The sequence below is a fragment of the Mesorhizobium sp. B263B2A genome (genome assembly GCF_020165775.1).
Taxonomy (GTDB): Bacteria; Pseudomonadota; Alphaproteobacteria; order Rhizobiales; family Rhizobiaceae; genus Mesorhizobium; species Mesorhizobium opportunistum.
This window is the reverse complement of record NZ_JAIUIU010000021.1, coordinates 38,431-53,746: the sequence shown is the minus strand read 5'-3', so window position 1 is coordinate 53,746 and position 15,316 is coordinate 38,431. Positions and strand designations below refer to the sequence as shown.

The following is a 15,316-nucleotide window of genomic DNA, read 5'->3' as shown; positions in this document are numbered from 1 at the left end:
CGTTGCGGCGAGAAATAACCGCGTGGGGCGAAGGCATGGTGACGGACGAGGCGCGGGCGAAACTTGCCGCAATTCCGATGCTGGCTGGCTATACCGGGCCGCTGGATCGGCTCGGCGGCCTCACCAACCTGGTCTTCAAGGCCGGTGAGTTTTGCCTGCGCATTCCCGGCAAGGGCACGGAAGAGTATATCAACCGCGCCAATGAGGCGGTGGCGGCGCGCGAGGCAGCCAAGGCAGGCGTCAGCCCCGAGGTCCTGCATGTCGACCCCGGCACCGGGATGATGGTGACGCGCTTCATTGCCAGCGCCGAGACGATGTCGCCGGAGAAATTCAAGGCCCGGCCGGGCAGTCCGGCGCGTGCCGGCGAGGCCTTCCGCAAGTTGCATGCTTCGGGCGCCGTATTCCCGTTCCGCTTCGAACTGTTTGCAATGATCGACGATTATCTCAAGGTGCTGTCGACCAAGAATGTCGCGCTGCCCGCCGGCTATCACGATGTGGTGCGCGAGGCCGAGACCGTGCGATCGGCGCTTGCCGCGCATCCGCTTCCCGTCGTCGCCTGCCACTGCGATCCGCTGTGCGAGAACTTTCTCGATACGGGAGAGCGGATGTGGATCGTCGACTGGGAATATTCCGGGATGAACGACCCGCTCTGGGATCTCGGCGACCTCAGTGTGGAAGGCAGATTCGACACCGCGCAGGACGAGGAGATGATGCGCGCCTATTTTGGCGGCGAAGCGACGCCGGCGGAGCGCGGCCGCGTCGTCATCTACAAGGCGATGTGCGATCTCTTGTGGACGCTGTGGGGCCTGATCCAGCTCGCCAACGACAACCCGGTCGACGATTTCCGCGCCTATGCCGACGGGCGGTTTGCCCGATGCAAGGCGTTGATGGAGACGCCGGAGTTTTCACGGCACCTGGCGGCCGTGCGTAGGGGTTAGTTCACGCCCTTCGGCACGTTTTCGGGCGGCACCGTGGTCTCGACCACTTTCTGGCGGTGGAAGATGAACAGGCCGGCGAGCACCACGATGCCGGAGCCGATCAGGATGCGCGGGCCGGGAACGTCGCCGAAGAACGCCAGCCCGAAGACCACCGCCCATAACAGCAGCGTGTAGTGCAGCGGCGCCAGCGTCGAGGCCGGCGCCAGCTTGAGCGCCCTGGTGATCATCAGGTGCGCGCCGCAGGAGACGATGCCGAGCAGCAGCATGGCGCCGAAATCGAGCGCCGACGGTGTCTGCCAGGCGCCGATGGTCATGACGCCGCCGACCACCAGCGTGCCGATGGTCTGCCACGTCACCAGATTGGTGTCGCTGGTGCCGCGCAGCCGGCGGTTGAGGATGATGGCAAAGGCAAAGGCGATGCTGCCGACGAGCGCGAAGCCCGACGACAGCGAAAACGCCGCCGAAGAGGGCTTCAGCATGATCAGCACGCCGCAGAAGCCGAGCAGGATCGCCGCCCAGCGGCGCCAGCCGACCTTTTCGCCCAGCAGGAAGTGCGACAGCGCGGCGACATAGATCGGCCCTGCCATGTAGAAGCTCATGACGTCGGCGAGCGGCAGATAGACGACGGCGGCGTAGAACAAGGCTGTGTCCAGCGTCGTCGCCACCACGCGCAGGATCTGCAGCCCGGGCCGCTCCATCTGGAACAGTCTGCCGGCGCCCTGGTTGGCGATCATCGGACCAAGCACGAAGAAGGCGCCGATCGACCGGATCAGCACCACCTGGCCAACGGAGAAGCTGGTGACCAGCCACTTGCCCATGGCGTCGTTCAGCGCAAACAGGAAATCGCCGGCCAGCATCAGCAGAATGCCGGCCAGAAGCACGTTCCTGATCGTGGAATTTTGCGCCACGGGTTGCGTCATGCCGATCCCGATTCCTCCCTTTTCGTAACTGCGTCCTAGACGGAAGCGGCCACTTTGACGAGGAGAATCCGGGAAAGGGCGAGACCAGAACCGGGAATCGACTGGGCCTACCCGGCCTGATGCCTGCGGTTGACCGTTGCCGGCCGGCCGGGGATGGATAGCCTGGTGTCCTGCCTTGTCCTTTCCGCCACCACCTTGCCCCTGGCGATGACGCAAATGCGCTCGGCGCGCAGGCGCAGCGCCTCGATCGGAGAGCCGGCATCGAGAATGACAAGGCTGGCGCGCTTGCCGACCGCCAGGCCGAGATGACCGAGCCCCATGATCGCAGCATTGACGCTGGTGACCATGTCGAAGCAGCGCGCCATGTCGGCCGGGCTCGACATCTGGGCCACATGCAGCCCCATGAAGGCGACGTCGAGCATGTCGGCGGTGCCGAGCGAATACCAGGGGTCGAGCACGCAATCCTGGCCCCAGCCGACGCGAATGCCCAGCGCCTGCATCTCCTTGACCCGGGTCAGGCCGCGGCGCTTCGGGAAGGTGTCGTGGCGGCCCTGCAGCATGATGTTGATCAGCGGGTTGGGAATGGCCGACACACCGGCCTCGGCAATCAGCGGCAGGAGCTTCGAGACATAGTAATTGTCCATCGAATGCATCGAGGTGAGGTGCGAGCCGGCCACCTTGCCCCGCAGGCCCAGGCGCTGCGTCTCATAGGCCAGCTGCTCGATGTGGCGCGACAGCGGGTCGTCGGTCTCGTCGCAATGCAGGTCGACCATCAGGCCGCGTTTTGCCGCGATCTCGCAGAGTTCGGTCACCGAGCGCGTACCATCGGCCATGGTGCGTTCGAAATGCGGAATGCCGCCGACCACGTCGACGCCCATGTCCAGTGCGCGAATGGTGTTTTGGCGCGCCGTCGGCGAGCGATAGAAGCCGTCCTGCGGAAAAGCCACCAATTGCAGGTCTATGTAAGGGGCGATCGCCTTCTTGACGTCGAGCAGCGCCTCGACCGCCAGCAGCCGGTCGTCGCAGACATCGACATGGGTGCGGATGGCGAGCAGGCCCATAGACACCGCCCAGTCGCAATAGGCGAGCGCCCGGTCGCGCACCGCCTCATGTGTCAGCAGCGGCTTCAGTTCGCCCCAGAGCGAAATGCCTTCGAGCAGCGTGCCCGACGCGTTGATGCGCGGAATGCCATAGGAGAGCGTGGCGTCCATGTGGAAATGCGGGTCGACGAAGGGCGGCGACACCAGATTGCCATGGGCATCGATTGCCACACCGGCGGTGACATTCAGTTCGGGCTCGATTGCCGCGATTGTCTCACCGATAATGCCGATATCGGCGATGGTGCCGTCAGGCAACGTTCCGCCGCGCACGATAAGGTCGAAATCCATCGTTCGTCGTCCCCTGAAGAATCACTTTGACATCGTGTCGCAAAAGGCACCATGCCGCAGCCGTTTCTTGCCGACCGTTGCGGACAGTTCCCTCCGGCGGCAACTCCCTCTATAAGCCGCCTTCGTCCTCCCGGCATCAAGGATCAGCCGTTGTTTCGTTTCTTCCGTTCGACGGAAAACCAGCGCCTCGTTGCAAGGCTGCTCAGGGAATCCTTCCGGCAGCACAGGGTCGGCTACGGCGCCGCCATCCTGTCGATGCTGGTGGTGGCCGGCATGACGGCTGCCAGCGCCTGGATCCTGCGCGAAATCACCAATGAATTCGTGATCGACAAACGGGTCGACCGCGTCAACATGATTGCCTTGGCGGTCGCCGGAATCTTCGTCGTCAAGGGCCTCGCCAATTTCGTGCAGGCCTATTTCATGAGCCGGGTCGGCAACGCCATCATCGCCGAGCGGCAGCGCAAGATCTACGACCGCATCCTGGCGCAAGGCATCGAATTCTACCATTCGACCTCTTCGTCCGACCTGATCACCCGCATGACCAACAATGCCCAGGCGGCGCGCAACGTGCTCGACCTCATCGTCACCTCCTATGTGCGCGATCTGGTGACCTTGGCTGCCCTGATTGGGGTCATGGTATGGCAGCAGCCGGCGCTGTCGCTGATCTGCTTCGTCGTCGGGCCAGTAGCCATCTATGGCGTCAACCGCATCCTGAAGAGTGTGCGCAAGTTCGCTGCCATGGAGTTCCGCTCGGTGGGCCAGATCGTACAGGTGATGCAGGAAACCGCGATCGGCGTGCGCGTGGTCAAGTCCTTCAACCTCGAAGGCCTGATGCGCAAGCGCATGTACAAGGCGGTTTCAGACGTCGAGGACAGGGCCAACAACATCGCCGCGCTGGAAGCGGTGACCAGCCCGGTGATGGAGACGCTGGCCGGGCTGGCGATCGCCGGTGCGGTCATGGTGAGCGGCATGCTGGTTCTGCAGGGCGGCCAGATGCCCGGCAACATCATGGCCTTCATCGCGGCGCTGCTGCTGGCCTATGAACCGGCAAAGCGGCTGGCCCGCGTGCGCATATCGCTGGAAAGCGGCATTGTCGGCGTGCGCATGATGTTCCAACTCGCCGACGAGCCGCTGACGCTGGCCGAAAAGCCGGATGCGAGACCGCTTCTGGCCGGACCGGGCGAGATCCGGTTCGATGCCGTCAGCTTCGCCTATCAGAATGGTCCGCCGGTGCTGGACCGGTTCGACCTGACCCTGGCGCCCGGCAAGATGACGGCGCTGGTCGGGCCTTCCGGCAGCGGCAAGTCGACGATCCTGAACCTGATCATGCGCATGTACGACCCGCAGGGCGGCAAGGTGCTGCTCGACGGCCAGGACATCTCCCACGCGACGCTCGCCTCGCTGCGGGAAAAGATCGCCTATGTCAGCCAGGATACGTTCCTGTTTGCCGGCACGATCATGCACAACATCCGGCTCGGGCGGCAGAACGCGACCGACGAAGAGGTGGTCGCCGCCGCCAGGGCGGCCAACGCGCATGACTTCATCATGGCGCAGGCGAAAGGCTATGAGACCGATGTCGGCGAGAATGGCGGCCTCTTGTCCGGCGGCCAGCGCCAGCGCATCTCGATCGCGCGCGCCATGCTGCGCAACGCCGAAATCCTGCTTCTGGACGAGGCGACCAGCGCGCTCGACGCCGAGTCGGAAGCCCTGTTCCGCGACGCGCTGCAGCAACTGACCGAAGGCCGCACGACGATCGTCATCGCCCACCGCCTGTCGACGGTTCACCAGGCCGATACGATCGTGGTGCTGGAAGGGGGCAAGGTGGTAGAGAGCGGCCCACACCGGACCTTGCTCAAGCAGGGCGGGCTGTATCAGAAGCTTTATGAGTATCAGCTGATGCCGTGAGGCGCTTCTTCCTTCTCGCCTTGTGGGAGAAGGTGGCCTCGCGTAGCGAGGTCGGATGAGGGGTGCTCCAGCTTGGCGCCGCTGGCACTCCGTCACCCCACCCCTCAACCGTCTCGGCGCTGCGCGCCGATCCACCTTCTCCCACATGGGGAGAAGGAAGAACCCACGCTACTCCGGCACGTGCCTCACCGCGCCCTTGTCGGCGCTGGTGGCGAAGGCGGCGTAGGCGCGGAGCGCCGTCGTCACCTTGCGCTTGCGCTTTTCCTCGGGCTTCCAGGCCAGGGCGCCTTTTGCCACCATTGCAGCACGCCGGGCATCGAGCTCTTCATCGCTGACCGCCAGGCGGATGGTGCGGTTGGGGATATCGATCTCGATCGTGTCGCCCTCCTGCACCAGCCCGATCGTGCCGCCCTCCGCCGCTTCCGGCGAAGCATGGCCGATCGACAGGCCCGATGTGCCGCCGGAGAAGCGGCCGTCGGTGACCAGCGCGCAGGCCTTGCCGAGGCCTTTCGACTTCAGATAGCTGGTCGGGTAGAGCATTTCCTGCATGCCGGGGCCGCCGCGCGGACCTTCATAGCGGATGACGACGACATCGCCGGCCTTGATCTCGTTGGACAGGATCGCCTTGACCGAGGCATCCTGGCTTTCGAACACGCGGGCCGGGCCGGTGAATTTCAGGATCGATTCATCGACGCCGGCGGTCTTCACGATGCAGCCGTCGAGCGCCAGATTGCCCTTGAGCACGGCAAGGCCGCCATCTTTCGAGAACGGCGTCTTCGCCGAGCGGATGACACCCGTTTCACGATTCGTGTCGAGCTCGTCCCAGCGACGATCCTGGCTGAAGGCGACCTGCGTCGGCACGCCGCCGGGTGCTGCTAGGAAGAAATCGCGGACGTTCTGGCTCGTCGTGCGGGAAATATCCCAATGGTCGAGCGCTTCGCCGAGGCTTGATGTGTGCACCGTCGGCAGGTCGCGGTTGATCAGTCCGGCATTGTCGAGCTGGCCAAGGATCGCCATGATGCCGCCGGCGCGGTGGACGTCTTCCATGTGGACGTCGGACTTGGCCGGCGCCACCTTGCAGAGCACCGGAACCCGCCGCGACAGCCGGTCGATGTCCTCCATCGTAAAGTCGACCTCGCCCTCATGCGCGGCAGCCAATATGTGCAGCACCGTGTTGGTCGAGCCGCCCATGGCGATGTCGAGCGTCATGGCGTTCTCGAAGGCGCCTTTCGAGGCGATGCTGCGCGGCAGTGCGGCTTCATCGTCCTGTTCGTAATAGCGCTGGGCCAGATCGACGATGAGATGGCCGGCCTCGACGAACAGCCGCTTGCGGTCGGCGTGCGTCGCCAGCGTCGAGCCATTGCCGGGCAGCGACAGGCCAAGCGCCTCGGTCAGGCAGTTCATCGAATTGGCGGTGAACATGCCCGAGCAGGAGCCGCAGGTCGGGCAGGCCGAGCGCTCGATGACCTTGACGTCCTCGTCGGAGATCTTGTCGTCGGCGGCCGCGACCATGGCGTCGACCAGGTCGAGCGCCTGCGTCTTGCCGGCCAGCACCACCTTGCCGGCCTCCATCGGCCCGCCGGAGACGAAGACCGTCGGGATGTTGAGGCGCAACGAGGCCATCAGCATGCCGGGGGTGATCTTGTCGCAATTGGAGATGCAGACCATGGCGTCGGCGCAGTGCGCATTGACCATGTATTCGACGGAATCGGCGATCAGCTCGCGCGACGGCAGCGAATAGAGCATGCCGTCATGGCCCATGGCGATGCCATCATCGACGGCGATGGTATTGAATTCCTTGGCGACGCCGCCGGCCTTCTCGATCTCGCGCGCGACCAATTGGCCAAGGTCCTTCAAATGGACATGGCCTGGCACGAACTGGGTGAAGGAGTTGACCACGGCGATGATCGGCTTGCCGAAATCACTGTCCTTCATGCCAGTGGCGCGCCAGAGGCCCCGGGCGCCGGCCATGTTGCGGCCATGGGTGGTGGTGCGGGAGCGATAGGCAGGCATGTTTTTTCCTTGGTGGCTGGCCGCAGCCGAAGAAGGGCGCGGCGGCGCTGAATTCGGATCGCAGGCGTTATAGACGCGCAAGTCCGGTCTGGCCACAATTTTGCTATGCGCCAGATTCCGCGAAAAACCGGATATCGCAAAAAATTTCAGGCCGCTGTCGGATCGCTCGGCGCATGGCCGTCCTTGGGCAGACGGCAGGAATGGCACCATTCTCGGAGTCAGCCGTTTCCCTGTAACAGCAAAAGAGCAAACCGAGGAGCACGACATGCAAAAGATCACCACCTGCCTGTGGTTCGACGGCCAGGCCGAGGAGGCGATGAATTTCTATGTCTCCATCTTCAAGAATTCGAAGGTGCTGAGCGTGATGCGTTGGCCCGAAGGCCACGCCGATGAAGGCAAGGTGCTGGTGACCACGTTCGAACTCGACGGCGTGCCGTTTCAGGCGCTCAATGGCGGGCCGCAATTCAAGTTCAACGAGGCGATGTCACAGTCGATCGACTGCAAGACGCAGGAAGAGGTGGATTATTTCTGGGAGAAGCTCACCGAGGGCGGCGAGCCTGGCCCCTGCAGCTGGCTGAAAGACAAGTTCGGCGTCTCCTGGCAGGTCGTGCCGGAGCAGCTGCCGAAGCTGCTTCTGGACCCGGACAGGGCCAAGGCCGGCCGGGTGATGTCGGCGATGATGAAGATGGGCAAGATCGATATTGCCACGATCGAAGCGGCTGCAAGGGGGTGAGTTGAGGCGCTGATCCTTCCCTTCTCCCCCTTGCGGGAGAAGGTGGATCGGCGCGATAGCGCCGAGCCGGATGAGGGGTGTTCCAGCGGAGTGAGGCGTCGGCGCTCCCTGGAACACCCCTCATCCGACCTCGCTTCGCGAGGCCACCTTCTCCCACAGGGGGAGAAGGAAAAGGCCCCGGCTCAAGCCGCCTTGTCGCGGACCTGGTAGTCCTTGATGGTGGCGAAGCGGATCGCTTTCCAGCGTTCGGCTTCGTAGTTCAGCGAGAAGGCGTGCTGGGCCAAAAACACCGGGTCGTTGTCGAGGTCGCGGGCGATGTCGCCGCGATGCGCTTCGATGAAGCGGAGCGTCTCGGCCTTGTCGTCGGCCGAGATCCAGCGACACACTGAGAAGCGCGACATTTCGAATTCGACCGGCAGCGTGTATTCGAAGTTCAGCCGTTCCTTCAGCACGTCGAGCTGTAGCGCACCGACGACGCCGACGATGGCCGGCGAGCCGTCCTCGGGTGAAAACAGCTGGACGACGCCCTCCTCGGCCATCTGGTGCAACGCTTCCTTGAGTTTCTTGGCCTTCATCGCATCGCCGAGACGCACACGACGCAGGATTTCGGGCGCGAAATTCGGCACGCCGCGAAACAGGATCTCCTCGCCTTCGGTCAACGTGTCGCCGATACGCAGCGTGCCGTGATTGGGAATGCCGACGACATCGCCGGCGAACGCTTCGTCGGCGGTGACGCGCGTGCGGGCAAAGAAGAACTGCGGCGCCGAGAGCGACATCGGTTTGCCGGTGCGCACCAGCTTGGCCTTCATGCCGCGCTCGAGCTTGCCCGAGCAGACGCGCACGAAAGCGATGCGGTCACGGTGGTTGGGGTCCATATTGGCCTGGATCTTGAAGACGAAGGAGGTCATCTTCTCCTCGGTCGCCTCGATCGTGCGGGTATCTGCCTCCTGCGCACGCGGCGGCGGGCCAAAAGCGCCAAGCGCCTCGATCAGGTCGCGAACGCCATAATTGCGCAGCGCCGAGCCGAAATAGACCGGCGTCAGATGGCCCTCGCGAAAGGCTTCTATATCAAGGGGTCGGCACGCTTCGCGCGCCAGTTCCAGTTCCTCGATGAAGGCCTCGCGCTCGTTCTCCGGCAGCAGGCCGGCGACACGGTTGGAATCGGGACCATTGACGGGCGTGCGTTCCTTCTCGTCGTCGCCTCTGCGCACCGCATTCAGCGCCAAATGGTAAGTGCCGGAAAACGTTTTGCCGCGGCCGATCGGCCAGGTGATGGGCGCGGTATCCAGCGCCAGCTTCTGCTCGATCTCGTCAAGGATTTCGAACGGGTCGCGGCTCTCACGGTCCATCTTGTTGACGAAGGTGATGATCGGGATGTCGCGCAGCCGGCAGACCTCGAACAGCTTCAGCGTGCGCGGCTCGATGCCCTTGGCGGCGTCGATGACCATGACGGCCGAGTCGACCGCCGACAGCGTGCGATAGGTGTCGTCGGCGAAATCCTCGTGGCCGGGCGTGTCGAGCAGGTTGAAGACATTGTCCTCATACTCGAAGGTCATCACCGAGGTGACGACCGAAATGCCGCGCTCGCGCTCGATCTTCATCCAGTCGGACCGGGTCTGGATGCGGTCCTTCTTGGCCTTGACCTCGCCGGCAAGCTGGATGGCGCCGCCGAACAGCAGCAGCTTTTCGGTGAGCGTCGTCTTGCCGGCGTCCGGATGCGCGATGATCGCGAAGGTGCGGCGGCGCGATACCGCCTGTTCGATGTCTTCAGCCAATTTTTGGAATCCTGTCTGTGGCGCGGGCTTCTAGCAGCGCATTTCGGGCCTGTCGAACAGATTTGGCCGGATTGGCCTGCCGGCACTTGAGATAGGTTCGATGCGATGGCATCAGAAGACCCTGTTCGACGGAGGTTCCGCATGGGCGCAGCCAAGCAAGTGATCGTCATCGGCGCCGGTATCATCGGTGCTTCCATTGCCTGGCACCTGACCAGGGCCGGGGCGCGGGTGACAGTCATCGCCGCCGACAGCGCCGCAGGTGGGGTCGCCACGCCGAACTCCTTTGCCTGGATCAATGCCACATGGGGCAATCCGGAGCCCTATTTCCGGCTGCGCACCCGCGCCATGGCCGAATGGTCGCGGCTGGCGCGGGACCTGCCCGGCCTGCCGCTCAGCTGGTGCGGCGGCCTGTGCTGGGATTTGTCGGGGACCGACATGGAAACCTATACCGCGCAGCATTCGGCCTGGGGCTATGGCATCGAGCGCGTCGACCGCGCCGGCGCGGCACGTATAGAGCCTAATCTCATCGAACTTCCGGACGTCGCTTTGCATGTCGCCGAAGAGGGCGTTGCCGAGCCGGTCGCGGCAACGAAGGCGCTGTTGGCCGATGCCGAACGACGCGGCGCGCGGATCATCTCCAGCACGGTGACGGCGCTGGTCCAGACAGGCGGCAGGATTTCGGGCGTCGACACATCGCATGGGCTGCTTGCCACCGACGAGGTGGTGATCGCGGCCGGCGTCGGCTCGGCGGATATTGCCGCCACCGCCGGCATAAATCTGCCGCTCGAGACGCCACCCGGCCTGATCGTCCACTCGCGGCCCCACGAGAAGCTGCTGAACGGACTGGTGCTGGCCGAGCGGCTGCATATGCGCCAGACGGCCGAGGGCCGTATCATCGCCGGTTCCGATTTCAGCGGCGCCGACCCCGGCATGGATGCGCAGGTCACCGCCAGCGAACTGTTCGCGGTCCTGAAAGCCAGCCTGCGCGGCGGAGACGGGCTGACGCTCGATTTCCACACGGTCGGCTACCGGCCGACGCCGATCGACGGTTTTCCGATCATCGGCCGCGCCGAGGGCATGGACGGTGTCTATGTCAGCGTCATGCATTCCGGCATCACGCTGGCGCCGGCCGTCGGCCTGTTTGCCGCTCGTGAAATCCTTGATGGCGAGCGCGATTCGCTGCTGGCGCCTTACGGATTGGCTCGCTTCGCTCAATAGCCTGGCGGGCGGCTGAAGCCACCGGTCAACGGCGTCATTGCCCTGGCGATGCCGAGCAGCCGTGATTCCGACCAGCGCCTGCCGACCAGTTGCAGGCCGATCGGCAGGCCGTCGCTGTTCTGTCCGCAGGGCATCGAAAGCGCCGGGTGGCCGCTGTAGTTGAAGACAGCACCATAGGCCGGCAGCATCCAATAGCTTTGGTCCTTGCCGTCGACTTTGATCGGCGTGCCGGGCTCGCAATGTGAAAAGGCCGTGGTCATGGCGACCGGGCAGAGCAGCGCATGATGGTTTTCAAGGAACTGATCCCAGGCGAGAATCGATCTGTCACGGCGGGCGAGCGCCTCGAACCAGCGCGAGACGGGTGCCGGCTCGTCCGGCGGCTCGGGCTGCGCGGCCTCCATCATCATGCCGATCAGCGCGCCGCCTTGCGCGAGATCGTCATGCAAATCCAGTTTTGGAAGGTTCGCTTTCTCGACGGTCGCGCCGGCCGACTGCAACTGCCTTGCTATATTTTCAACAGCAGCACCGATAGCGTCGGTCACCGGGAAGCCGGGAAAGGTCGGTGCAAAAGCGATACGCAATGTCTTGAGTTCGAGCTTCGGCATGTCCTCGACCGGCAGCGGCGCGAGATCGGTGTCGCGCCCGTCCGATCCGGCAATGATGCGATAGATCAAGGACAAATCGTCCACGCTGCGCGCCAGCGGCCCGACGCAAGACATCAGCCGGACGCTGCGCGCGGCATCGCCCGGATTGGGAAAGGCACCGGCCAACGAGACGCGATGCTCCGTTGGTTTCAAGCCGTAGACGCCGCAGAAGGCGGCTGGGAGACGGATCGAATCCTGCATGTCGGTACCGACATCGAACGGCGTCATGCCAGCCGCGATCGCCGCTGCCGCGCCGCCGCTGGAGCCGCCAGAGGTGCGCTCAAGGTTCCAAGGATTGCTTGTGCGGCCGAACAGCGGATTGTTCGACTGCCAATCGGACAGCATACTGGCGACGTTGGTCTTGGCCATCAGCACGCCGCCGGCCGCCTTCAGCCTGCCCGCGACCGGCCCGTCTTCTTTCGCCATATAATCGGCGAAGGGGGGAAAGCCGACCGTTGTTTTCATGCCTGCTGTCTCGTGCATGTCCTTCAGGGTGAAGGGAACGCCATGCAGCGGACCGAGCGCTTCGCCGCGTACCAGCGCTGCGTCCGCCTTTTTGGCGCGTTCGCGCGCGCCTTCCCTGTCGAGCGAGACGACCGCGTTGACCGCCTCGTTATGACTGTCGATCTGCGCCAGATGGGCGTCGAGTGCCTCGACGGCGGAGATTTTGCGCGCGGCGATTGCCATGGCGAGATCGACGGTTGAGGAGAAGGCAATGTCCATGAGGAATGCTCCGGCTTGGCCGCACTCGACTTGAAGATGGCGGATCGAGGCACGGCTTCAAGCGGAGTTGAGCATTCGAGGATCGGCTGTGCTTGATTGGAATTGCGCCGGTCAAGGCCAATCGGATTTAGTCGACGATCTCGCTTCATTTCGGCTGCGAAATGTTCCCGCCGGTCATCGACGGGGCCGTGACCTTCGCTATGGTTCCACCTCGCCAGCCAATCACGATTGGGCATCCGGCCGGCAGCACTCGGGGGGAGCCGCGATCCTCGGGCTCTCCCTAAATAGCTCGAAGCGATATCCCGTTGCGGATCATCGGTCCCCTGCGTCGACAAGCACCCGCGTCGACAAGCAATTGGCTTACTGGAAATTGAAATACAGCGCCGGCGGGTATTGCTGCCCTTCGGTGGCCGTCGCGGTTGCCCCCGCGGCCGACCTGATTCCGCCTGTCGACGTGTCGTCCAGGGGCGGCCGGGTCGCCTGCGCCGTGGCGGCATTGTCTTGCGTCACCGCAACTTTCTTCTTGGCCTCCGCCGCTTGCGACAAGACAAGCAGCACGAGCAGTGCGGACAGAACGAGTTTCATGACAGGTTTTCCTCTCTGGCTACAAAGCGCGCGCATTTCCTGGATAGACTCATGCGTCGCGCCCAAGTTCCTCTTCATGGAGTCATCAACTCCACCTCGCCGCTGTGCGCGGCTTGGCCGCCTCACTGCCTGAATCCGGACTCGTCGAGCAGGGCGACCTGCTTGCCGTCGATATAGAAGCGAATGGCGTGCGCCTCGTTATCGACGTCGATGCGGGTCGGCTTGGCGGCCACCACCGCCGTTGCGCCCTTGAGATATCTCGAGTGAAAGTCGCCAGCCGGCGCGTATCGAAACAGCAGCACCAGTGCGATGCAGCCTGCGGTAAATACGATGAATGTCAGTCTGGAAGAGGCGTTTGCGGTCATCCGGTCATTCCTTCAATTCGAGGTGGCATTACGGTTCGGTTGCTACCGGGCCTTCAGCCTGGTTTCGCCGTTGCTCGATGGGAGCGTGTCACAGCTCTTCGAAGGAAAGGGGAATGACCTCTCCGGCGCACGTTCAGAACGTTCGCTGACAGTATGCCCCTTGCCCTTCGCGAGCTTAGCGCCGGCCCACAAGCCGGGAAGGCGGCACGCGCGGAATGCCGTGGAATTCTCTGGAATTCCTCTTATATTAGCAGATTGAAAAGTAAGGTGTGAGGTTTTGCCACGGCGTGTTATGGCTGAAACAAAACCGCAAAGGCAGCCGCGTGGCACAGCACATTGCTCAGAAATTACGGCTGACTTCGGCGTTGTTGGGAACGGTAACCCGCAAGGATCTGGCGGCGGCTTTCCGGTCCGTCAATCCGAAGACCTCATTCGATCTCGGCCGTGCCGACAAATGGCTGCAGGGCCGCGCCCAGCCGCGCGAGCATAGTGTGTATGACGACTGGGCGAAGCTGCTGGGCTTGGAACAGTCAGGCGCATGGATCGCCGACTGCGACCTGCCAAACTTCACGGCCGCTATCGCGACCCGCCACAACATCGACAGCGCAGATCTCGAACGCCGCGCCGGGTCTCAGTTCGAGACCTCGTCCAACCATGAAGAGCGCAGCCTCGCCTTGGCGCTTGCCGGTACGTATGCATGCTATTCGCGTGCCTGGTCGCCTTACTATCGCGGCCAATTCATCAGGGGCATCCTGTCGATGGAGCCGGGGCCTGGCTCACATGGCCTGACCGCCAGCTATCGCGAAATCTTGCCGACAGGCCAATTGGTGATTGGCGGCCCGGTCACGCCAGCCAAGCGTGCCCTTTACATGCATCTGAAGGAAGTCGGCGGGGATGCGCAGTTCTTCGTCAGCCTGTTCCCGCGGTCGCAGCCGGGGAGTGTTCTTGGCGGCTATATGTGTGGAACGGCTATTATCGGTCCGGAGGCGCAGCCGTCGCTGACAAGGATCCTCATGGTGCGTCTGCGCGATCAGGCGCGGGGCGCCACCCCGTGGGGCGGATACCTGCTGCCCGATGAGTCGATTTCGGCAGATCTGGCATCGGTCGGCATGTCCATCGAGCATCCCGAGCAGGTCGACCGGCAGCTCACGCGGTTCCTCGTTGGAGGTAGCGATGGCGGCGTCCACCAGATCCCCCCAGCCGAGTTCCGCGCCATCCTCGATGTCTTCGACCGCCACTGGCTGAAGCACGCGCGGCAAAGCCCCTGAAGTGCCAACGCCGGGTGTCGCGGCGCCGACCTAGAGGGCCAAGGCCAGCCTGGCGGATGCGGGCGCAAACGGTCGAATGGCGATGCCATCGCGGGTCATGGTGACGAAGCTCGACGGCGGGATGGCCTGCCAATCGCCGCCCTCGCGATCGAAGGGTTCGGACACGATGCAGCGGCCGCCGCCTTTTCGCAGGGCGGAGGTGTAGAGCGTCGGCGCGTGAGCGTCGGTGGCATAGCGCACCGCATGCAGCGCCTGCCCGTCCGAGAAGGCGGCGGTGAGCTTCAGCGCCGGTTCGAGGCCGGCGCGGCGCGAGGCTTCGAGCACGCGGCTGGCGGCGCGCGACACTGCGCCTTGCGGGTCACCGGCCAGTCCCTCATCGATCATCAGCAGGAAGAACAATTCGGAATCGGTGGTGCCTTCGCGCTGGTCGAAGACTGCGTCGCAGAGCGTGTTCTCAAGCGCGCGGCGGATCTTTTCGAAGCCGCCTATCTGGCCATTGTGCATGAACGACCAACGGCCCGAGATGAACGGATGGCAGTTCATGCGGCTGGTGGCACCGCCGGTCGAGGCCCGCACATGGGCAAGGAACAAGCCGGATTTGATCTGCCGGCATAAGCTCTTCAGATTGGGATCGGACCAGGCCGGCAGGATGTCGCGGTAGAGACCGGGCTCCGGCCGGTCGCCATACCAGGCAAGGCCGAAACCATCGCCATTGGTCGGCGACTTCGCTTCCTGGGCGCAATGGCTCTGGGCAATCAGCGAGTGGCAGGGCGCGGTGAGGATGTCTTCGAGAAAGACCGCTTCACCGAGATAGGCCGCCCACCGGCACATCGCTATCGTC

The 15,316-nt window shown here is 63.9% G+C and carries 13 protein-coding genes; 5 read left to right on the top strand and 8 right to left on the bottom strand.

The window, feature by feature from the left end:
• The first annotated feature begins 35 nt into the window (after positions 1 to 35).
• Positions 36 to 938: a phosphotransferase family protein gene (locus LB568_RS26315; RefSeq protein ID WP_224731651.1), complete on the top strand. Its 903-nt coding sequence runs from the start codon at positions 36 to 38 to the stop codon at positions 936 to 938.
• Here the strand turns inward: LB568_RS26315 and LB568_RS26310 are convergent.
• A complete protein-coding gene (locus LB568_RS26310; protein WP_224731650.1) occupies positions 935 to 1,858 on the bottom strand; it encodes a DMT family transporter in 924 nt (307 codons plus the stop codon). The genes LB568_RS26315 and LB568_RS26310 overlap by 4 nt on opposite strands.
• A 107-nt stretch (positions 1,859 to 1,965) precedes the next feature.
• Positions 1,966 to 3,246 (bottom strand): amidohydrolase family protein, encoded by a 1,281-nt coding sequence (locus LB568_RS26305; RefSeq protein WP_224731649.1) that lies wholly within the window; start codon positions 3,244 to 3,246, stop codon positions 1,966 to 1,968.
• Between the two features lie 150 nt (positions 3,247 to 3,396).
• Between LB568_RS26305 and LB568_RS26300 the strand changes: the two genes are divergently transcribed.
• A complete protein-coding gene (locus LB568_RS26300) occupies positions 3,397 to 5,151 on the top strand; it encodes an ABC transporter ATP-binding protein (RefSeq protein WP_224731648.1) in 1,755 nt (584 codons plus the stop codon).
• A gap of 168 nt (positions 5,152 to 5,319) precedes the next feature.
• On the opposite strand, the gene ilvD is transcribed toward LB568_RS26300, so the two are convergent.
• Complete coding sequence (ilvD, locus tag LB568_RS26295; protein WP_224731647.1) at positions 5,320 to 7,164, bottom strand: dihydroxy-acid dehydratase; 1,845 nt, start codon at positions 7,162 to 7,164, stop codon at positions 5,320 to 5,322.
• A gap of 265 nt (positions 7,165 to 7,429) precedes the next feature.
• Between ilvD and LB568_RS26290 the strand changes: the two genes are divergently transcribed.
• A complete protein-coding gene (locus LB568_RS26290; protein WP_023775776.1) occupies positions 7,430 to 7,897 on the top strand; it encodes a VOC family protein in 468 nt (155 codons plus the stop codon).
• Between the two features lie 182 nt (positions 7,898 to 8,079).
• Here LB568_RS26290 and LB568_RS26285 read toward each other — a convergent pair whose 3' ends face one another.
• Positions 8,080 to 9,672 (bottom strand): peptide chain release factor 3, encoded by a 1,593-nt coding sequence (locus LB568_RS26285; RefSeq protein WP_023766338.1) that lies wholly within the window; start codon positions 9,670 to 9,672, stop codon positions 8,080 to 8,082.
• 141 nt (positions 9,673 to 9,813) lie between these two features.
• Here LB568_RS26285 and LB568_RS26280 point away from each other — a divergent pair, with 141 nt between their 5' ends.
• Entirely contained in the window at positions 9,814 to 10,890 is a 1,077-nt protein-coding gene (locus tag LB568_RS26280; protein ID WP_224731646.1) for an NAD(P)/FAD-dependent oxidoreductase, read from the top strand.
• On the opposite strand, the gene LB568_RS26275 is transcribed toward LB568_RS26280, so the two are convergent.
• The 3 genes from LB568_RS26275 to LB568_RS26265 all read right to left on the bottom strand — a co-directional run bounded on the left by LB568_RS26275 (position 10,884) and on the right by LB568_RS26265 (position 13,207).
• Positions 10,884 to 12,257, bottom strand: coding sequence for an amidase (locus LB568_RS26275; RefSeq protein ID WP_224731645.1), 1,374 nt, complete (start codon positions 12,255 to 12,257; stop codon positions 10,884 to 10,886). The two genes, LB568_RS26280 and LB568_RS26275, sit on opposite strands and share 7 nt — an antisense overlap.
• A 360-nt stretch (positions 12,258 to 12,617) precedes the next feature.
• Entirely contained in the window at positions 12,618 to 12,842 is a 225-nt protein-coding gene (locus tag LB568_RS26270; RefSeq protein ID WP_140570374.1) for a hypothetical protein, read from the bottom strand.
• A gap of 122 nt (positions 12,843 to 12,964) precedes the next feature.
• Positions 12,965 to 13,207, bottom strand: coding sequence for a hypothetical protein (locus tag LB568_RS26265; protein WP_224731644.1), 243 nt, complete (start codon positions 13,205 to 13,207; stop codon positions 12,965 to 12,967).
• 323 nt (positions 13,208 to 13,530) lie between these two features.
• On the opposite strand from LB568_RS26265, the gene LB568_RS26260 reads away from it, so the two are divergent.
• Positions 13,531 to 14,475, top strand: a complete 945-nt coding sequence (locus tag LB568_RS26260) for a hypothetical protein (RefSeq protein ID WP_041163952.1) — start codon at positions 13,531 to 13,533, stop codon at positions 14,473 to 14,475.
• A 30-nt stretch (positions 14,476 to 14,505) separates the two neighbouring features.
• On the opposite strand, the gene LB568_RS26255 is transcribed toward LB568_RS26260, so the two are convergent.
• Entirely contained in the window at positions 14,506 to 15,306 is an 801-nt protein-coding gene (locus tag LB568_RS26255; protein ID WP_224731643.1) for a class II glutamine amidotransferase, read from the bottom strand.
• Positions 15,307 to 15,316: the final 10 nt, after the last annotated feature.